This window comes from Candidatus Limnocylindrus sp., assembly GCF_040397215.1.
GTDB lineage: Bacteria > Chloroflexota > Limnocylindria > Limnocylindrales > Limnocylindraceae > Limnocylindrus.
Genome location: NZ_JBBAWK010000006.1, coordinates 1 through 19,660 on the forward strand (window position 1 = coordinate 1; position 19,660 = coordinate 19,660).

Annotated in this window: 18 protein-coding genes; 6 read left to right on the forward strand and 12 right to left on the reverse strand. The window is 61.6% G+C overall.

Annotated features, from left to right (window positions below):
* Nucleotides 1–141 precede the first annotated feature (141 nt).
* Both AC3LCN_RS02840 and hpt read right to left on the reverse strand, forming a co-directional pair.
* Entirely contained in the window at nt 142–612 is a 471-nt protein-coding gene (locus AC3LCN_RS02840; RefSeq protein ID WP_488648579.1) for a hypothetical protein, read from the reverse strand.
* Between the two features lie 4 nt (nt 613–616).
* A complete protein-coding gene (gene hpt, locus AC3LCN_RS02845) occupies nt 617–1,198 on the reverse strand; it encodes a hypoxanthine phosphoribosyltransferase (protein WP_488648580.1) in 582 nt (193 codons plus the stop codon).
* Between the two features lie 92 nt (nt 1,199–1,290).
* Here hpt and AC3LCN_RS02850 point away from each other — a divergent pair, with 92 nt between their 5' ends.
* The 6 genes from AC3LCN_RS02850 (at nt 1,291) to AC3LCN_RS02875 (ending at nt 8,183) form a co-directional block, all read left to right on the forward strand.
* A complete protein-coding gene (locus tag AC3LCN_RS02850) occupies nt 1,291–1,620 on the forward strand; it encodes a metal-sensitive transcriptional regulator (RefSeq protein ID WP_488648581.1) in 330 nt (109 codons plus the stop codon).
* Nucleotides 1,621–1,763: 143 nt separating this feature from the next.
* Complete coding sequence (gene rsmG, locus AC3LCN_RS02855) at nt 1,764–2,390, forward strand: 16S rRNA (guanine(527)-N(7))-methyltransferase RsmG (protein WP_488648630.1); 627 nt, start codon at nt 1,764–1,766, stop codon at nt 2,388–2,390.
* 63 nt (nt 2,391–2,453) lie between these two features.
* The gene (locus AC3LCN_RS02860) at nt 2,454–4,466 is read left to right on the forward strand and encodes an APC family permease (RefSeq protein WP_488648582.1); all 2,013 of its coding nucleotides are present in this window, start codon (nt 2,454–2,456) and stop codon (nt 4,464–4,466) included.
* A gap of 124 nt (nt 4,467–4,590) precedes the next feature.
* Nucleotides 4,591–4,947 (forward strand): MerR family transcriptional regulator, encoded by a 357-nt coding sequence (locus AC3LCN_RS02865; protein ID WP_488648583.1) that lies wholly within the window; start codon nt 4,591–4,593, stop codon nt 4,945–4,947.
* Complete coding sequence (gene lon / locus AC3LCN_RS02870; RefSeq protein ID WP_488648584.1) at nt 4,944–7,457, forward strand: endopeptidase La; 2,514 nt, start codon at nt 4,944–4,946, stop codon at nt 7,455–7,457. The genes AC3LCN_RS02865 and lon overlap by 4 nt, the downstream gene beginning before the upstream one ends.
* Nucleotides 7,458–7,466: 9 nt before the next feature.
* Complete coding sequence (locus AC3LCN_RS02875; protein WP_488648585.1) at nt 7,467–8,183, forward strand: NUDIX hydrolase; 717 nt, start codon at nt 7,467–7,469, stop codon at nt 8,181–8,183.
* A 4-nt stretch (nt 8,184–8,187) separates the two neighbouring features.
* Here AC3LCN_RS02875 and AC3LCN_RS02880 read toward each other — a convergent pair whose 3' ends face one another.
* The 10 genes from AC3LCN_RS02880 to nuoL form a co-directional block, all read right to left on the reverse strand.
* Complete coding sequence (locus AC3LCN_RS02880) at nt 8,188–9,372, reverse strand: glycosyltransferase family 4 protein (protein WP_488648586.1); 1,185 nt, start codon at nt 9,370–9,372, stop codon at nt 8,188–8,190.
* The gene (locus tag AC3LCN_RS02885; protein WP_488648587.1) at nt 9,369–10,196 is read right to left on the reverse strand and encodes a PHP domain-containing protein; all 828 of its coding nucleotides are present in this window, start codon (nt 10,194–10,196) and stop codon (nt 9,369–9,371) included. The genes AC3LCN_RS02880 and AC3LCN_RS02885 overlap by 4 nt, the downstream gene beginning before the upstream one ends.
* Nucleotides 10,193–11,089: a lysophospholipid acyltransferase family protein gene (locus tag AC3LCN_RS02890; RefSeq protein WP_488648588.1), complete on the reverse strand. Its 897-nt coding sequence runs from the start codon at nt 11,087–11,089 to the stop codon at nt 10,193–10,195. Before AC3LCN_RS02890 ends, AC3LCN_RS02885 begins: the two co-directional genes overlap by 4 nt.
* Nucleotides 11,086–12,144: a lysophospholipid acyltransferase family protein gene (locus tag AC3LCN_RS02895; protein WP_488648589.1), complete on the reverse strand. Its 1,059-nt coding sequence runs from the start codon at nt 12,142–12,144 to the stop codon at nt 11,086–11,088. The genes AC3LCN_RS02890 and AC3LCN_RS02895 overlap by 4 nt, the downstream gene beginning before the upstream one ends.
* 100 nt (nt 12,145–12,244) lie before the next feature.
* The gene (locus AC3LCN_RS02900; RefSeq protein ID WP_488648590.1) at nt 12,245–13,453 is read right to left on the reverse strand and encodes an inositol-3-phosphate synthase; all 1,209 of its coding nucleotides are present in this window, start codon (nt 13,451–13,453) and stop codon (nt 12,245–12,247) included.
* Nucleotides 13,454–13,582: 129 nt separating this feature from the next.
* Complete coding sequence (locus AC3LCN_RS02905; RefSeq protein ID WP_488648591.1) at nt 13,583–14,239, reverse strand: CDP-alcohol phosphatidyltransferase family protein; 657 nt, start codon at nt 14,237–14,239, stop codon at nt 13,583–13,585.
* 2 nt (nt 14,240–14,241) lie between these two features.
* Nucleotides 14,242–14,670, reverse strand: coding sequence for an ArsR/SmtB family transcription factor (locus AC3LCN_RS02910; protein ID WP_488648592.1), 429 nt, complete (start codon nt 14,668–14,670; stop codon nt 14,242–14,244).
* Between the two features lie 93 nt (nt 14,671–14,763).
* Entirely contained in the window at nt 14,764–16,203 is a 1,440-nt protein-coding gene (locus tag AC3LCN_RS02915) for an NADH-quinone oxidoreductase subunit N (protein WP_488648593.1), read from the reverse strand.
* A complete protein-coding gene (locus tag AC3LCN_RS02920) occupies nt 16,200–17,711 on the reverse strand; it encodes a complex I subunit 4 family protein (RefSeq protein ID WP_488648594.1) in 1,512 nt (503 codons plus the stop codon). Before AC3LCN_RS02920 ends, AC3LCN_RS02915 begins: the two co-directional genes overlap by 4 nt.
* Entirely contained in the window at nt 17,708–19,657 is a 1,950-nt protein-coding gene (nuoL, locus tag AC3LCN_RS02925; protein WP_488648595.1) for an NADH-quinone oxidoreductase subunit L, read from the reverse strand. Before nuoL ends, AC3LCN_RS02920 begins: the two co-directional genes overlap by 4 nt.
* Nucleotides 19,658–19,660 lie beyond the last annotated feature (3 nt).

Below are 19,660 nucleotides of genomic sequence, written 5' to 3' on the forward strand. Positions count from 1 at the left end.
TCTTAGTAGATAACGTGGCGTGCGCTGCTACGACGGGGCTGGGCCGGTATCGGCCACCTGCCCGCGCGTCGGAGCGCACGGCTGCACCCAACCACCCTAGCAGGTTGGGGGTGGCGCCCCTCTATTGAGCACAAATCATGCTTAGCGGTCGTCTCGCGCGTCAACGATCTGGGCGACGCCCGAGATCCAGACTCCCAATGCGATGAGGGTGATCCAGAGGCCCGGGGCGTGATCGACTCCGAAGACGGAAGAGAGGGGCAAGTGATACCCAGTTGCCGTGACTGCAGCTCGGATGAGGGTAGCGATGAAGCCAAGAGTGGCGACGGTTACGAGTCCCACGTGAACGGGCCACCAATCGAACCGCAACTGCTCGCCGAAGGCATCTGGAGCTATGAGCAAGAAGAGCGTGGCGAGGGCAACGAAAAAGCCGGCCGCTCCGTAGGTGTCGAAGGCATTCCCAACGGTGGGAGGCACACCAGGCGCAGCAAGCGTCCACCAAGCCGGCAGCGCGCCGAGCACCACGCCTGCGGCGCCGATGCCGCTCAGGCGTCGACCACTGCTGCGCCGGAAGAGATCCCCTGAGGTCGACTGAATGCGGCCGATCGGCTTCACCCAGCTACTCCTTGCCGAGGATCGAGGTGTACATGGAGGGCTTCAGCACGCCGACGTAAGGCAGGTTGCGGTACTGCTCGCCGAAGTCGAGGCCGTAACCGACGACGAACTTGTCGGGGATCTCGAAGCCCTTCCACTGCACTGGAATATCAACCACTCGCCGCGCGGGCTTGCTGAGCAGGGTGACGATCTTCACCGAGCGCGGGCTCTTTCCCGCGAGGTAGTTCGTGAGGTAGTTCAAGGTGATGCCAGTATCGATGATGTCTTCAACGATCAGCACGTCGCGCCCTTCAATGGTCCCCGAGAGATCCTTCAGGATGCGCACGGTGCCACTCGACTCGGTGCTCTTGCCGCCGTCGTAGGACGAGACCTCCATGAGGTCAATCTGCACGTTGCCTGGAATAGCGCGCATGAGATCGGCAACGAAGACGATGGCGCCCTTCAGCACGCTGACGAGGATCAGTGAATCGTTCCCCGCATAAGCCGCGCCAATCTCTGCGCCGAGCTCGCGCACTCGCGCGTCAATCGCCGCTTCGGTAATCAGTACCGACTCGATGTCGTCGTGCGGGTTCTGGCTCGCCGCCATGGTTGCTCCTCCCGACTTGGCGCCCCGGCTGGGGCCCGCCGCTCTGCGTCTGAATCGTAGCACCGCAGCGTGATCGGATACTCTCAGGGGGTATGGCAGAACATGTCGGGCACAGCTACACAAAAGACCGCAAGGTGCTGCTTAATCGTTTGCGGCGACTTGAGGGACAGGTGCGTGGTATTGCGCGCATGGTTGACCGCGAAGAGTACTGCGTTGACATCCTGCAGCAGACCGCAGCACTTCGCGCAGCGGTCGACGCGCTTGGCCTCCTGATCCTTGAAGACCACATTCGCGGCTGTATGAAAGATGCGGCGGAGAAGGGTGATGCCGAGAAGTCCATTGAAGAGGTGCTCGACGTCGTGCGTCGCTCCATGGGTCGTCCGGCACGCGGCGTAACGCCAAAGAGTGGAGCCGCGGACTGAGCCCTGACACAACGCCCCTTGACCGTGCGCCGCTTCCCACTGATCCGGGTGCGCTGCCGCCAACCGAACGTGACACCCTGGCTGAACTTGCGCGCCAACTCACTGTAGCGTCGCTTTCTGAACTCTCTGCTGCTGAGACTGCAATCTTTACTGCACACCTTCGTCTACTCGACGCATGGAACCCAGCAATCAACCTCACGCGCGTGAGCGATCCAGTCGAGCGCGCAACGCGACATCTATTGGATTCACTGGTCGCTGCTCCGCACATTGAGCGCTTGCTTCCTGATGGCCGCGGCAAGATCGCCGATCTTGGCTCTGGCGGTGGATTCCCCGGCGTGCCGATAGCGGCGCGTTTACTAACGCACCACGACGGCCTTTCAATGACGTTGATTGAATCAATCGGCAAGAAGGCGCGCTTTCTTGAGGCTGTTTCCGCAGCGAGCGGGCTAGCGCCGCGGTTGCGTGTCGCGCATGTGCGCGCTGAAGATTTGGCGCCAGGGGGTGGCGTTCGTTTCGATGTCATTACTGCGCGAGCGATCGCACCGCTGAGTGAACTGATCCGACTTGCTGCACCGATTCTCACGCCAAGGGGCTCGCTGCTCGCATGGAAGCGTGCGGGGGAGGGCTGGGATGCGGAGCTAAGCACCGCCTCTTCTTTCATTGGAGCCAGTGCAATTGAGGTAATTCCGGTGAACGTAGTTGCACTCGAAGGGGCGCTTCTTGTGCGCGTCACTCCGCACGAATCTGAACGAGTGCGAGCGCGGGTATAGGATTAGGGCGATAAGTAGCCCTCATAGACCCCTGAATCGACGGGAAAGGTGCAGTGAATCGCGATGACCTCTGACCAGCAGAAGGGGAAGCCCGACTGGCACCACAACCACAATGGTGAGGAGCTCTTTGTTGAGCCACAGCCAGATCATCTTGTTGCGTCGGAGGCTGGCAGTGCCGCCTCCGATCTTGGCTTGGTCGGCGAGGCGACCCACGCCGCAAAGCGGGCACTCTTGGGCCGACCTCTCTCAAATGCCGAGGAGGGCGAGCAGCGCCTCAGTCGCAAGCTAGCGCTCCCGATCTTCTCGTCGGACGCGATCTCGTCGAGCGCCTACGCCAGCGAAGAGATCTTGTTGGTGCTCGCCGGGGCTGGTGCCAGCTTCCTGATCTATGGGCCAATTGTTGCCCTCGGCATCGGGCTGCTGCTCGGGCTGATCGCCATCAGTTACCGACAGGTCTGCTTCGGATTCCCCAATGGCGGTGGTGCGTACGCCGTCGCAAAGAGCACCTTCGGCACCTGGCCAGCCCTCATCGCCGCATCGAGCCTGATCGTCGACTACATCCTGACCGCCGCCGTCAGCACCGCGGCAGGTATCGCCGCCATCACTTCAGCCATCCCATCACTCGCAGGCGTACGCCTGGAGCTTGCGCTCGGTGCGATGGGTCTCCTCGTTCTGGCAAACCTCCGAGGGCTTCGCGAATCAGGTCGCATCTTCGCCCTGCCGACTTATCTCTTTGTTGTCGGCGCCTTTGGGGTGATTGGCGTTGGTCTGATCAAAATTATTACAGGCGATCCAGCCGTGACCTGGAGCCAGGGTGTGGTGATCCAAGCACATGAGACCGCAACGATCCTGTTGCCCATTCTGTTGCTGAAGGCGTTTGCGCATGGCTCCGTTGCGTTGACTGGCACCGAAGCAATCAGCAATGGCGTTGCGTCGTTCAAGAAGCCAGAGGCGAAGAACGCTGCATCAACACTTGTTGTCATGGCCGTGCTGCTCGGAACACTCTTCTTGGGCATCTCCCTTGTCGCCTTTGCGTATGGAAAGGTGCCGCAGGAGATCGGCGGCGAAACACTGCTCTCACAGATTGCACGAACATCATTTGGGAGCGGGCCACTCTATGCACTGTTCCAGGTCGCAACGACGGGCATTTTGCTCCTTGCGGCGAACACAGGCTTCAACGGCGGGCCGCAGCTTGCGCGCATCTTGGCGGTCGATGGCTACCTGCCACGACAGGTTGGCCAGCGCAGTGATCGCCTAGCCTACGGCGCTGGAATTATTATCATTGCCCTCGCTGCTGCACTACTGCTCATCGGCACGGATGCAGTAGTCACCGCACTCGTTCCGGCGTACGCCATTGGCGTCTTCGTTGGATTTACTATCAGCCAGGCTGGCATGGTGCTGCATTGGCGACGGTTGCGAAATGCGGGTTGGGCCGGGCGCGCACTACTCAATGGTGCCGGTGCTTTTGTAACGGCTGTGGTCTTGATCGTTATTACCGCTGCGAAGTTCACCGATGGCGGTTACCTAGTCTTCATTTTGATTCCGCTTCTCACGGTGTTCATGAAGCTAGTGCGCAATCGGTATAATTTGCACGAACGTGAACTTTCAATAAAGCCGGGTGTTGTGTTTGACGCACCACATCGACCACGGCGAATTCTCGCGCCATTTGGTGAGATCAATCGCTCCACAGTCCGCGCGATTACCCTTGGTCGAATCCTCGAAGCTGAAAATGGTGAGCTCACCGCAATTCGCGTCGTCTTCAGCGACGATGAGGAGCGCGAGGTGCGGACACGCTTTGAGACGCTTTTCCCTGGCGTGCGCTTGGTGACAGTCGATTCGCCGTTCCGCGCCATCGTGGAGCCGATCTGTCACTACCTTGATGAGATTGAGAGCGAAGATGAGCACCTGCCAACAGAGGGGCGCCGCATCAACGTGGTGATGATTCCGGAATACGCCGGCAGGCACTGGTGGGATCGCATCCTACATAACGGCAACGGGAAGCGCCTCCGCGAGACGCTCCTCGGCCGACGCAACACGGTGATTCTCGATATTCCGTACCGCCGCGACCTCGAGTAGGGGTCTCCCGCCCCTCCGGCTCCTCCGCTAGTTGCCCTCAAGCCAGGTCGGGCTCGCCCTCGCTGCTACCCTTCTCTGGATAACTCTCTTGACAATGATGTTGATAAGGTTGTAACATGTGGAGGTGTTGAAGAGCAGGGGTGCAGGAGTTGATCCAGCACGGCCGGTCTACGTGATCAGCGTGGCGGCCAATATCGTCTCGGCCCACCCCCGCACACTGCGCATCTACGAGGAGGAGGGCCTGATCTGCCCCTCCCGAACCGAGTCGAACATCCGCCTCTTCTCTGAGAACGACCTTCGGCGCATCCTCTGGATACGCCACCTGACGCAAGACTTTGGGGTCAACCTTGCCGGCATCAAGCTCCTCTTTGATCTCGAGGAGCGGCTCGGCGAACGAATCTTGGAGCGACTGTACGAAGAGGGTCAAGCGGAAGAGGCGAAGCGAGCGCCGCAGGAAGCGGCGGGAAGGGGACGAGCATGAGCAAGCGAACCGAACGAGAGATTCAGGCAGAACTTGATGAAGAGCTAAACGAAGAGGAGCAGCTCGCCATTGACGAGGCTGTTGCCGCGAGCGACGACGAAACCGTGGTGCCGCGCGGGCGCGGAGCATTTCCCCTCGTCCCCCTGCGCGAGATCGTCATCTTCCCTGAGATGGTTGCGCCGCTCAAGGTTGGCCGCGACAAGAGCGTTGCCGCGGTTCGCGCCGCTGCTGCCGCGGGCGGCTGGATCGCCCTGGTAACCCAACGCGAACCAGAGCAAGAGGAGATCACCTCGGTTGACCAGCTGCACGCAATGGGCACGCTCGCGAAGATCGCGCAGGTGGTGAACCTTCCTGACGGCACGCTCCGCGCCGTTGTGCAGGGTCAGCGTCGCTTCAAGGTGAAGTCGCTCGACACCACTGGAGCAGCACTCATGCTGAAGGGAACCATCGTTGAGACGCCAGAGGTCACTGGCGTTGAGGTTGAAGCTTTGATGCGCAGCGTGCAGGCGCAGGTGGAGACGTACGTCACCTCTGGCGCACCGGTGCCACCAGAGGCGGCTGTCGCGGCGAAGAACATCAGTGATCCAGGGCTGCTTGCCGACATGACAGCCTACACCCCCGACATGACGACCGATCAGCGTCAGGAGCTGCTCGAGACGATTGATGTGGTTGCGCGACTGAAGTACGTCGCATCATTCCTGTCACGACAGATTGAGATCCTTGAGATCAAGGGGAAGATTCAATCGGACGTGCGCTCTGAAATGGATAAGAGCCAGCGCGAGTACTTCTTGCGCGAGCAGCTGAAGGCGATTCAGCGTGAGCTTGGCGAAGAGGATCCGCAACAGGCGGAGACGAATGAGTTGCGCGAGAAGGTAGAAGCCTCTGGTATGCCAGAGGAGATCAAGTCGCGTGCGCTCAAGGAGCTCGACCGCATGAGCCGCATCCCTTCGGCATCGCCCGAAGTTGGTGTGATTCGTACGTATGTTGATTGGCTGATCTCGATGCCGTGGAACATCGCCACCGAAGACCGCATCGAAATCAAGGAGGCGGCCAAGGTGCTCGCCGACGATCACTATGGCCTTGAGAAGGTAAAGGAGCGCATCATCGAGTATCTCGCGGTGCGCAAGCTCGCCCCGCAGGTGAAGAGCCCGATCCTCTGCTTCGCCGGCCCTCCAGGGGTTGGCAAGACGTCGCTCGGCAAGTCGATTGCTCGCGCGATGGGCCGCAAGTTCGTACGAATGAGCCTCGGTGGCTTGCACGACGAGGCGGAGATCCGTGGGCACCGACGCACCTACATCGGTGCGCTCCCTGGTCGAATTGCACAAGGGATCAAGCAGGCGGGCACGAAGAATCCGGTCTTCATGCTCGATGAGATCGACAAGCTCGGCGCGGACTTCCGCGGCGACCCTTCGTCGGCGCTCCTCGAGGTGCTTGACCCCGAGCAGAACTCAACCTTCCAGGACAACTACCTCGAGGTCGAGTTCGATCTTTCGCAGGTGCTCTTCGTTGCCACTGCGAATCAGCTCGACACAATTCCTGCGCCGCTGCGCGACCGCATGGAGATCATCCAGATTCCTGGATATACCGAGGCGGAAAAGGTGCAGATTGCGAAGCGCTACATCTTGCCGAAGCAGCGTGAGAACCACGGGCTGACCGAGGCGCAGGCGATCATCCCCGACGAGACGCTGGTGCACCTGATTCGTCACTACACGCGCGAGGCGGGCGTGCGCAACGCGGAGCGAGAGATCGCCACCGTGATGCGCAAGCTGGCGCGCGCTGTCGCCGAGAAGAAGGGTCGTAAGCCAGAGGTTGACGCCAAGCGGCTGGCCACCTGGCTCGGGCCTGAGCGCCATGAGTACGGCGAGATGGATAACGACGATCAGATCGGTTCAGCGACCGGTCTCGTCGTAACGCCGGTCGGTGGTGACGTTGTCACGGTCGAGGTTGGCGTCATGGAGGGCCGCGAGGAGTTGATCCTCACCGGTCAACTCGGCGATGTGATGAAGGAGTCGGCGCGGGCCGCCCTCACCTGGATCAAGGCGCACGGAGCGGAGCTCGGTATCGCGCCAGAGCGCTTCGAGAAATCGGGTCTGCACATTCACGTTCCAGCGGGTGCCATTCCAAAGGATGGCCCCTCGGCGGGCGTGACGATGGCGACGGCAATCGTTTCGGCGCTCACCGGCATCCCCGTTCGTAAAGAGGTTGCAATGACCGGCGAGATCACGCTGCGCGGCCGCGTGTTGCCGATCGGTGGCCTCAAGAGCAAGGCGCTGGCGGCACACGCTTCAGGTGCGCGCGTGGTGCTGGTTCCGAAGAAGAACGAGAAGGACCTGCCGGAGATCCCTGAGGAGATCCGCAAGTCGCTGAAGATCATTCCGGTGGAGACGATCGGCCAGGTACTCGAGCATGCCCTGCGCCGCAAGCCGAAGCCACTCCCAGCGAATCACGGCACGCCGCGTCCGCCACGGATCCCTGTCCGTTCGCATGACGCAACGGGCCGGCCTAGCTGACCTGTCGCGTTGATCAACCGACTCGCAGACCGTATTGAGGAGGCGCTCCGTCGCGATGCGGCGGGGCGTCTCCCCGCACTCCCCTTCCCGCTCCCAGAGGCGCTCACCCCGCTCCGCCTGCCAGGCCTTGAGCCCGTCGACCTCAATCCCCCCACAAGTGGCAACCCGCGCATTGCGGTGGTAACCGCGCTCCTTGTACCCCCTGTGGCCCTAGGGGGCTGCGGCTCAACTGGCGGCGGTGAGAGCGTTGACCCGCATCCGTTCGATTGCCAGGTGCTGCTAATTAAGAGGGCGGAGCACGGCCGTCACGGCGGGCAGATCGCCCTCCCGGGGGGCAAGGTAGAAGGAAACGAAACTTCACAAGAGACGGCGATCCGCGAACTACACGAGGAGCTCGGCTTTCACGCCGCAGATCCTGAGCATGAGATTCGCTTCGTTGGTTCGCTTGACGCCGCCTACGTGCCAGCAAGCAACTTCCTTGTGCAGGTGCTTGTTGCCGTAGCACCACAGACCCCACAGATCACACCCGATCCACGCGAAGTCGCTGAAACACTCGGCGCTGAGCTCGGTCTCTTTGACCCGCGACATGAGGTGCACGTTGTTGATGCAGAGGAGCAGGGAGGACTTCTGCGATACGGCGTTATTCCAGTGCCTGGAGAGCGACGTGTGTGGGGTCTTACTGCACGTCTCCTCTGCGAGCTCGCCTCGCGACTCGCGCAGGCGTAGCGCGCTAGGCGCTGCGGCGGCGCGGCCCCGGTGGCGGAGGGATCGGTGCACTGAAGCCGCTCGGTAGCGCTCCCTGCACCGCAAGGCGGCGGATCACGAAGCCGTAGTACTCATCAACCGATGCGCCGACACGGTCCCAGGTAAAGAGTTCCGATCGCTCGATGCCCGCTGCGCTTAGTCGTGCCTTCAGTTCCGAATCGTGAATAACGCGCGCAAGCGCATCAGCGAGCGCATCAGAGTCGGCTGGTGGAACCAAGATGCCATCTCGCTCGCGGCGAACTACGGCGCGATAACCGTGAATGTCGGAGCAGATCACTGGTGCGCCAGAGGACATCGCCTCAAGAAGCACGATGCCGAATGACTCGCGCCCTGTTGCCGGAGAGACAAAGACATCGGCCGTCTTGAAGAGCTGCGCCTTCTCTGCATCACCTACGCGCCCAAGAAACTCAACGTCGTTTAGTTGCCGCGTAAGAACGTAGCGGCGCGCCTCGCGCTCACCTGGACCGGAACCAACGATGAGGAGGCGAACCTGCTCGCCGTTGACCTGCATTCTGCGAATCGCACGCAAGAGGTGGATCAAGCCTTTGCGAGGCTCCATTCTGCCAACGAAGAGCACATTTGGAACGCCGTCGCGATAGCGAGAGATCGGCACTGCGTTGCGATAGCGACTCGGCTCAACGCCGTTCGGCACAATCTTGTATTCGCTCGGGAAGTAGCGGCTGATGAAGTGACGCGCTGCGGGACTCACGGCAATGCGCCCGTGCAGTCGATTGGCGTAATCGCCCATCACGCGTCGGCCGAACTCGTAACTGAGTGAGAGTCCACCGAACGCGTGGAAGGTGCCAATGTTTACCGATGTGGAAAGTGTCAGCACGACGAGGCTGAGGAACGGCACGAACGGTTCATGGAAGTGCAGCACGTCAAACTGCTCGCGTTCGAGGAGCTCACGTACCTGGCGCAGGTAGGTTGGGCTTAGCGTGATCGTGCCCATGGATCCATTGAATGGGACGCTGAATCCCTTGCCGATGCGGATCACATCACCTTCGGATGCTTTTTGTAGTCCGTGGCTACTGGTGATGATGCGCACATCATGGCCGCGTGCTCGGAGGACGCGGTAGAGGCTGCCAACGTGATCGTTCACGCCGCCTGGCATCGGATAGACGTACGGGGTGACGAGTCCGATTTTCACCTCTGTTTCACCGGTCGCTTGTGGCTCTCTGGGTAGCCGAGGTCGCGCCCATGTCGCTCGCCGCCGAGGGTCCAGATTGGGCGAGTTACGCCGCGCAAGTCTTGTCCCAGACCAATGAGGTTGCGCAGCATCTGCCGGGCAAAGATCGCCGGGCTCTCCAGCACGGTGTGATCCTCGCCCGCGCCGGGCTTCACCGTGCCGGCGAGGATCGCTCGACGCAGCGCAGCGGCCGAGCGACCGGGGAAGGTGGTGTAAACGCGCCCGATCGCCTCGAGCACGTGGGCGTCAGAGGAGCCGACCCCAGGGAGGCTCAGCTCCTTTGCCAGCCGCTGCACTCGCGCTCGCGGGAAGGTACCAAAAATCGTGGGGTTGAAGGTCTCCAGGGCATCGGGGCGGCAGGCGCGGTCACGATCGTTCGCTACGGCCCGCAGGGCCCCCGCCTGGGCACAGAGAGGGTGCGGGAAGAGCGGGTGGGCTGGGATAGCGATCCCTCCCTGCTCGTGGATCTCGGCGATGGTACGGCGAAGCGATCGGAGGGGGCGAACTCGCTCCTCAAGGAAAAGCCCGAGCACATGGCCTTGCAGCGTGGAGATCTCCTCGCCAACAATGACCTGCACGCGCAACTTGCTCTTGATCGCCATCGCTTGCGCCGCTCGCGCTGCATCAATGCGGTCGTGATCGGTGATGGCGATCACATCAAGTCGCGCCGCTTGCGCCTGTGCGAGCACCTGCGCAACACCGGCGGTGCCATCGGAGGCCATCGTATGGATGTGCAGATCGGCTCTCCCCTGCACGCCAGTCATCAGTCGCTTTGTTGGGCTCATGACGGTAGATCGTCCCAGATTGGATAGAAGAGCGTCCACCACTGCTCAGGGGCTTTGCTGATCAGCTCTTCAAATGCCGCGGCGACGCCAACGAGCGCTGCGCGTGTTTGCTCCATGCGGTCTCCGGTGCTGGGCATATCTACCTGACGAATATAACCCGTGTAGAGCCCACGATCTTCGCGAATGACAGCGGCAACAAAGAGACGCGCATTGCTCTCTACGGCAAGCAGGCCCGCCCCGATCGGCAAGCGTGCCGGTGCGCCGAACAGCGAGACCAGCACACCGCGCCCAACAATATTGCGATCGCCGACAAGGCCAACGATTCCACCAGAGGCGAGTTCAGCCGACATCACAGCGGCGGCGCCATGTGCAGGGATGATGCGTAGACCAAGGCCCTCACCGCGCACACGCAGCATCCAGCGTTGCAGCACAGGGTTGCCGAGCTCCTCCATCGGCGCCACCGGCTTCATGCCACTCCGGTCTGCGAGAATGCTGCCAGGAAGTTCGATCGCACCGAAGTGTGCGGCAAGAAAGATTGCACCAGCACTACCGCGCGTAAATGCGGCGCGCACAGACTCCTCGCTCTCAAGGCGTACGCGTGTGGCGATGATCCTTCGCGCGTGTCGGGGCGCTCGTGCGGTTTCAATATAGAAGCGCACATGATGCTCGAAGAGCAGACCTACGCCGCGATCGAGTGCCCTGCTCGTAGGTGCAGCGCCATCACGATGGGTGTAGACGCGCGCTAGGTTCTTTCGGGCCATTGAAGCACGCGCTCGTAGAACGCGCGGACCGACTCTTCCCCATGCCCGTGCAATCGCGACAAGAAAAGATTCTGGAAGCCGTGAGATGAACGAAAGCGCCCCAATGATGAGATAGCCGATCAGCGCGCTCACGTTGCGCTCTCGCCACCACGACGTGCGGTCTCTGTTGATCTGCGGGCTGCATCAACTGCAAGCTCTTGTTGTTTTGCTGCATTGGGCCAGAGTGGCTTGAAGCAATTCCACTGCAGTGGCTCGGTTCGGATGAGGTTCTCCATCACCGTTGCTGTCTCTTGTGTTGCGCGTAGAAGTTCCGCTGGTGAACCATTGCCCGAACTAATTGGTGCACCGAAGAGGATTCGGAACTTTCCAGGAGCCTCGCGGCGAACGAAGAACGGCACGATCGGCGCGTTGCCGCGTGCACTCAAGACCGCTGGTCCACTGGGAAGCGTTGTCCAGCGTCCGAAGAGCTGACAGGGAATGCCATCGGACTTGTAGCCCCAGTCGCTGAGCAGCACGATGACGCCGCCGCGCTTCATTGCGCCAAACACATCGCGAATCGCCTTCCAGTCGATCACCTTGATCCCCCACGATGCGCGGAGGCGGCGGAGGAGTTCGTACATCTCTGGGAAGGCACTGTCATCAGCAACTACGTTGACATCGTACTTGCGCTCGCTGAGCGCGGCGGCTCCAAGTTCGTTGTTGCCGGCGTGAAAGCCGACAAAGATCGCCGCTTGACCGCGCGCCCGGAAGTCGTCAAGGAGTACCGCCTCAGTGAGATCAACGTCCGTCGCGATGTCGCGCAGCGAGCGGCTCGGAAGTCGCAGCAGTTCTGCTGCGAAGCGTCCATAGGTTCGGTAGTTCGCAAGGGAGCGGGCGCGCACGAGCTTCTCGTTCCCTGGGAGTGGTCGACCCTCCGCATCGGCCACGCCGAGGACGACCGCGGCATTGCCGTCGGCGATACGACGCTTGGCCGGCCAGAGGAGATAGGCGAGGGGTGCGACGGCGGAGAAGAGCGCCTCGACGGGGCGTGGAGGCAGGATCCCGATGAGCGCCATGAGGAGGCGGTAGCCGGCGTAGACGCTGCGCTCCCAGGCGCGCCGAGCGAGATACCCAGGGGTGCGCCTTGGCGCCTGGCGACGGAGCGGCGAGGGGGTGGCTGCCCCCTGGGGCGGCTGTGGTTCGCTCATTCGGGGAGTGTAGGGGAGAGCCGCCGCCCCCTTGCGGGGTGCGACGGCTCTCTCCAGTGTGAAGGCGGGACTGGCCGAAGCCAGCCTCGCAGCGGAACGCTTAGGCGCGGACGGAGTTCAGTGACTCAGAGGTGGGGTATCCCTCTTTGGTCACCTGGGTTCCGTCGAGGACGCGATTGTCCTCGCCGCGGATAAAGGCCTCCACTGCGGCATGGGCGACATCGTCGCGCAGCTGCATTGGCGGGCTCTTCATGAAGTACGACGACGCCGCTACGAGCGTCCCCGCCAACTTGCGGTCAAGGCCGAGCTTCGCGCAGCGAATAGCGTCCGTGATGACGCCGGCGCTGTTTGGCGAATCCCACACCTCGAGCTTCAGCTCCGCCGTGAGTGGCACACCGCCGAAGGTTGTCCCTTCAAGGCGAATGTTTGCCCACTTTCGGTCAAGAAGCCACGGCACGAAGTCCGATGGCCCAACGTGCACCTGGTTATCACCAAGCTGCTCGTCGAGGATTGAGGTGACCGCGTTGGTCTTGCTGATCTTCTTGCTCTCAAGTCGATCGCGCTCCAACATGTTCTGGAAGTCGGTGTTGCCACCGAAGTTCAGCTGATAGGTGCGGTCGAGCTGCACGCCACGATCGGCGAAGAGTCGAGCAAGAACACGGTGCGCAATCGTTGCGCCAACCTGGCTCTTGATGTCGTCTCCGACGATTGGGAGACCGGCTGCGGCGAACTTCTTCTGCCACTCTGGCTCGCGACCAATGAAGACTGGAATTGCGTTCACAAACGCGCATCCCGCCTTGATCGCCTGCTCAGCGTAGTAGCGAATCCCCTCTTCGCTGCCGACCGGAAGGTAGGCAACGAGCACGTCAACCTTGCGCTCCTTGAGCACAGCGGCAACGTCAACTGGCTTCTCTGGTGACTCGATCACCACGTCCTTGAGGTACTTGCCAATGCCATCGAGCGTTGGTCCACGCTGAACTATCACGCCGGTGGTTGGGATCTCCTGGAAGGTCCAGGTGTTGTTTGGCTCTGCGCCAAGTGCAACGGAGAGATCCTTGCCAACCTTGTTCACGTTGACGTCAAACGCCGCAACGTAGTCAAGATCGCGTACGTGATAGCCGCCGATGTCGACGTGCATCAGCCCTGGGACCTTTGCATCGTTCGCCACGTCGGCGTAGAAGTAGCGACCCTGCACCAAGCTGCTGGCGCAGTTACCGACGCCCGCGATTGCGACGCGGATCGGATTCGTTGCCTTGATCGGCGTTGTCGGCGCTGGTCGTGCATTCCATTGGGCGCGAGGCCCGTTCATCTCTACCATTTTCCTGTTACCCCTTTCTCTGTCGCCTTCGCGACCTTTCCGCTTTGCGAGCCCACACCTGTGAGTCCGCCTTCACTAACCGCCCGTTTCACGCCAGGCGGCGAGTATTTAATTGGCGCGCTATGCGCGACGCCCGGTGGTCGTCAACGCGGCGCGAATGAACAAGATTCGCTGCAGCACGGTGAGTACTGACAATGTGACGATAATGAGGAGTGCGTAGAGCAGGTAGCTTGTCTCTCCGCTGAGACCGGCGGCGAGCAGGCCGAGGATGAGTAGAGCCGCGCGCTCGGCGCGCTGCGCAATGCCACCGTGTGCGGAGACGCCGAGGCCTTCGCCACGCGCACGCACATAGCTCACGAGCGAGCCGATGCCGAGTGCCAGTGACGCTGCGGTGACGATCTGAATATCACCAAGAACAGCGGCGCTGTAGACGATGCCGGCATAGATCACCGCTTCTGCGGCGCGATCAAGCGATGAATCAAAGAATGCGCCGAATGCGGTGACGCGATTCGTTGCACGAGCGAGCGTGCCGTCAAGACCGTCAAAGAGCGTGCCGGCGATAAGGATGCCCGCCGCGATCGCCCAGTTGCCGAGTGCGACCTGCACCGTTGCGATCAACACAATGCCGAATCCAACAAGGGTGAGCGCGTCGGGCGAGAAACCGATCCGCCCGAGCAGGAGTGCGATCGGCTCACCGATCTGCTTGATCTTGCTGCGTTCGGTGGTGGTCAGCAGGCTCCCCTGCGTGACGCGCTTGCCGCTCGTGCGCTTCGCCACAGTTAGGCCTCCTCGCCACGAACAGCGTCTACGAGTGGCGTGGCGCTCGGAAGCGCATCGGCTGGGGCGATCCAGGCGGCGGGGTCAGCGATGCCGAGGGCGGAGAGCATCAGCGCGTGCCCTTCGGCAATGGTGGCTATGCGGAGCGTGCAGATCGATTCGCGCCCAGAGCGCTCAGTGGTCACGAGGCCGGCGGCGCGCAAACGGCGCAGGTGCCACGAGACGAGCGGCTGTGAGAGGCCGGTGAACTCAATCAGCTCGGAGACGGTGGCGGGGCCAGCGGCCAGGCGGCGGACCACCTCGAGGCGATTGGTATCACCGAGGGCACGGTGCACGCGGCGTGCCGCCTCGATGACGTCACGCTCTCCCGCGAGGCGGGAGACGGCGGCGCCCGTGGCGGCGGAGAGTGCGGATGCGTGCTGTGCGCTCATAGAAGCAGAAGTTTATATGAATTCCCGCTGATGCGACGCGGAGGGGGCGCGACGGAGAGCTCGATTGTTACACCCCCGCCTCGGGGGCCGCGCCTACTTCGCGAGGGCCCGAACGACCGCCTCGATGATCGGGGTTGGCGCCAAGCCGAGAGCCACCGTGCCGATGGCGGCGAGCAGCAGGCCGGCGCGCAGCATCGGCCCCTCGGCCACCTGGATCGCAGGCTCCGCCGGGTCGCGCATGAAGAGATAGACGATGACGCGCAGGTAGTAAAAGGCCGCGATGGCGGCGTTGAGCACCGCGATCACGGCGAGGATCGTGGCCGGTCCGCCCGCCTGCACCGCAGCCAAAATTACGTACGTCTTGGCGAAGAAGCCTGCCGTCGGCGGAATGCCGGTGAGGCTCAACAAGAAAATCGCCGCGAGGATCGCCATGCGCGGATGCTTACGGCCGAGCCCCGCGAGATCTGAGAGCTGCGTGGTTGCGCCCGGTCGACCCTGCAGCGCAGTCAGGAAGGCGAACGCGCCGAGGTTCATGAACGCATACGCCGCGGTGTAGAAGAGCACTCCGGCGATCCCCGCAGCCTGCCCTGCACCTGCCGCAACGATGCCCACCATCAGATAGCCGGTGTGCGCAATTGATGAGTAGGCGAGCATGCGCTTCACGTTACTCTGCGTCAGGGCCACGAGGTTGCCGAGCGTCATCGTTGCTGCGGCCAACACCACCATCACGGGAATCCAGAGCGATGCAAGCGGCGCGAGGGCAATCACAAACAGTTTAATGAGGAGGACGAAGGCGCCAACCTTCGGGCCAACCGAGAGGTATCCAGTAATCGGCGTTGGTGAGCCTTGGTAGGCGTCGGGAGTCCAGTAGTGGAACGGCACCGCTGCGATCTTAAATGCCGAGCCGGTGGTAATCAACGCGAGCGCAACCGCGAGGCCAGCGCTTGCGTTGCCAGATGCCAGCGCCATTGCGATGCCGCTCAGCGAAGCGGTTCCCGCAGCGCCCCAGAGCACCACGATACCGAAGAGCAGGATAGCGCTCGAAAAGCTTCCGAGCAGGAAGTATTTCACCGCACCTTCGGTACTCAGTGGATCGCGCTTTGCGTATCCAGCAAGAACGTAACCAGGGATAACCATTAGCTCAAGGCCAACGAAGAGGGTGACGAGATCGGTTGCAGCTCCGAGAATAATCGCACCGGCAAGGGCAAAGAGGAGTATTGCTGCGAGTTCCGCAGTTGGATAGTTGCGCGCAGCGAGGTACGCCGGCGCAATCAGGAGCGTGATCGCCACGATTGAGATTCCAAGGAGGCCAAGGTAGGCGACGAGTGGCCCCGCAACATAGCTGCCACCTAGCGCACTGGCACTGCTTCCGCCCTGGCTGATGAGCAGTGCGGCCGTTGCTCCGAGTGCGGCAAGCGCGACGGCGACCGGCGCGTGATTGCGGTTCGGCGTGACCATGTCGCTGATCAACACGGCGATTGCGCCAACAATCACCGTGATCAGCGGCGCGAGAGTGAGCAGTTCGTTGCTCATTGACCCACCGTACTAATCGCCGACATCAGGAACGTTTCGACACTCTGCGCAAACGAGCTGGTGAGAAGCGTTGGCATAACGCCGAAGATCATGATCAGTGCGGCAAGAGGCGCAAGCGTTAGGATCTCAGTTGGTGTGACATCGGTAAGATGCGAGCCAAGCCCCTTTAAGAATGGCGAGAGTGGGCCGGTAAAGACGCGCTGATACATGTAGAGCAGATAGACCGCCGCGAGGATCATGACCAAGGTTGATGCGCCCGCGACCATCGGGTTGGCGATGAATGCGCCGAGGAGAACTAGGAACTCACCGGCGAATCCCGATAGGCCAGGCAAGCCCACAGAGGCGAAGAGGAAGAAGCCGAAGAGCGCGGCGTACACGGGAGTGCGCGCCGCCCAGCCGCCCATCTTGGCAATCTCGCGATCGTGCGTGCGTTCGTAGCCGATACCAACGAGCAGGAAGAGTCCGCTGGTAATGAGGCCATGATTAAGCATCTGCAAGATTGCCCCATCAACACCCTGCTGATTGAAAGTGAAGATGCCGAGCGTGACGAAACCCATGTGGCTCACTGAGCTGTAGGCGATCAACTTCTTCAGGTCGGTCTGCACGATCGCCACAAGCGCGCCGTAGATGATGGCGATGACGGAGAGGGCAATCATCAGTGGCGCAAAGAGGTGCGCGCCATCAGGGAAGAGTGGGATCGCAAAGCGAATGAAGCCGTAGCCGCCAAGCTTCAGCAGCACGCCGGCGAGGATGACCGAGCCTGCGGTGGGAGCCTGCACGTGCGCATCGGGGAGCCAGGTATGGAACGGAAACATCGGCACCTTGATGGCAAACGCGAGCGCGAAAGCGGCGAATCCGAGGACCTGCAGCGAGGGGTCGGCGATGGTGCCCCGCAGCGCGATCAAATCGAACGCCCCGGTCCATGAGCCGGTGACGGCCTGGTGGCTGAAGGCGGTAGCGAGGATCGCCACGAGCATGAGGAGCGATCCAACAAGCGTATAGAGGACGAACTTGATCGTGGCGTAGATGCGGTCGGCGCCGCCCCAGATGCCAATGATGAGATACATCGGCACGAGCACGATCTCGTAGAAGATGTAGAAGAGGAAGAGGTCGAGCGACAAGAAGACGCCGAGCAGGCCGGTCTCGAGGATGAGGAAGTTGATGAAGTACTCCTTCACGCGCGTTTGGATCGGGCCGAAGCTCGCCAGGATGCAGATCCAGCTGAGCAGCGTGGTCAACACGACGAGCGCACCGGAGAGCCCATCAACGCCAAGGTGATAGGTGATACCGAATGACGGAATCCACGAAAGCTGCTCGCTAAACGCAAACTCGCCACTCTGCCCGCGAATGCCGAGCAGCATGCCGAGGCTCAACACAAAGGTGATCAGCGAGATGCCGAGTGCGGCGAAGCGAATCAGGCTCGGTCGCGATGAAGGTAGGAAGGCGATGCCGAGCGCACCGAGGAGTGGCGAAAAGATGATTAGTGAAAGGATTGGCATGTCGCTCATCCTGCAAGTACCAAGTAAGCGGCCGCGATGGCAACAAGGCCGAACGCGATGCTGAGCGCATAGTTCTGCACGCGACCAGTTTGAATCTGTCGAAGCCCGCGGCCACCACTTGAGGTCAGGGTCGCAACGCCGTTGACCGTGCCGTCGACAACGCGGCGATCAAACCACCAGAGCGCATTGGCAACCTTTCGCCCGAAGCGCACAAAGACGAGGTCATTGAGATCGTCGAAGTACCAGCGGTTTCGGCTTCCGTCGTAGAGCGGCTGCAAGCGCTTCGTCACGCTACTGAGGGACGCGCTGTTGTCGTCACGAAAGAGTCGCACGCCAATAACGGTGCCGATGGAGGCAACGGTGACGCTTGCAAGCATCAGTAAGCCATCAATGCCAAAGAGTGTCCAAGCTTCGTGTTCATGTGCAAGCAACACACTCGCTGGGTGGAAGATCGGTTCGAGCCCATTCGCCAAGATGCCGTTAGCAAATGGAAAGCCGAGCGCTGCCCCGATTGCGATCGACGGCACAGCAAGGATGATGAGCGGCACGGTCATCGTCCATGGCGACTCGTGCACATGCGACTCGTCATGAACGCGGCTCTTCCCCCAGAAGGTAAGCCCCATTAAGCGGAACATGTAGAAGGCGGTCATGCCGGCGACAACCATGCCAACGAGCCAGACCCACGTAAACCCAAACTTGAATGCTTCACCAAGAATCTCGTCTTTCGACCAGAAGCCAGCGAGTGGTGGGAGCCCAGCAATTGCGACGGTGCCGATCAACATCGTGGCGTACGTGATCGGAATCTTGCGCCAGAGTCCGCCCATCTTCGTCATCTCTTGCTCGCCGTCTACGGCGTGGATCACGGAGCCTGAACCAAGGAAGAGAAGCCCCTTGAAGAATCCGTGCGTGATGAGATGGAAGATCGCCGGAATCCATGCACCAACGCCGAGTGCGGCAAACATGTAGCCGAGCTGTGAGAGCGTAGAGAAGGCGAGCACGCGCTTGATGTCGGTCTGCGTGAAGGCAATTGAGGCAGCGAAGATTGCGGTGAAGATGCCGATCGCGGCAACGATGAGCATGGCGTCGTGACTCGCGGCGAAGAGTGGGCTCATGCGCGCCACAAGATAGACGCCCGCATTCACCATCGTCGCCGCGTGGATGAGTGCGCTTACGGGGGTTGGCCCCTCCATGGCGTCGGGGAGCCACACGTGCAGCGGGAACTGCGCCGACTTGCCAACGGCGCCGCAGAAGATCAGCAGGGCGATCACCGTCGCCGCGGGGCCAACGAGCACACCAGCCTCAACACCGGCCAGCACGGTGTGGATGTCGAGTGAGCCGAAGACCACCACGAGGGCCATCAGGCCAAGGGCGAAGCCGACATCACCGACGCGGTTCGTAATGAAGGCCTTCTTCGCGGCTAGACCTGGCGCGGTCTTCGTGTACCAGAAACCGATCAGCAGATACGAGGAGAGTCCGACGAGCTCCCAGGCGGCGAAGACGACGAGGAGGTTGTCGGCGAGGACCAGCAGGAGCATCGAGAACATGAAGAGGTTCAGATAGGCGAAGAAGCGCCAGTAGCTGTCGTCGTGGCTCATGTATCCAACGCTGTAGAGGTGCACCAGGGCACCTACTGTGGTCACCACCAAGAGGAGAGCGCCGGTGAGGGCGTCCACGTGCAGGCCGAGCCCGAAGCTGAGATCGCCCGAGGCGATCCAGGTGAAGAGCGGCATCGAGGCACCCGCCTCGCCAAGGCCCCCTGCGAGGGCTGGGATCGCCAGGCTCATGGCCAGCGCCCAGGTGGCCACGATGGCGCCGAGCGGCACCAGGTGGGCCATCTTGCCGAGCCGGCGCCCGACCGCCGCCGTAAAGGCGAAGCCGATCAGGGGGAGCAGTAGTAGGAGTGGGGCGTAACCAGGAAGGGTGCCGATTGCAACCGCAGTCTCTGCTGTGATCATCAG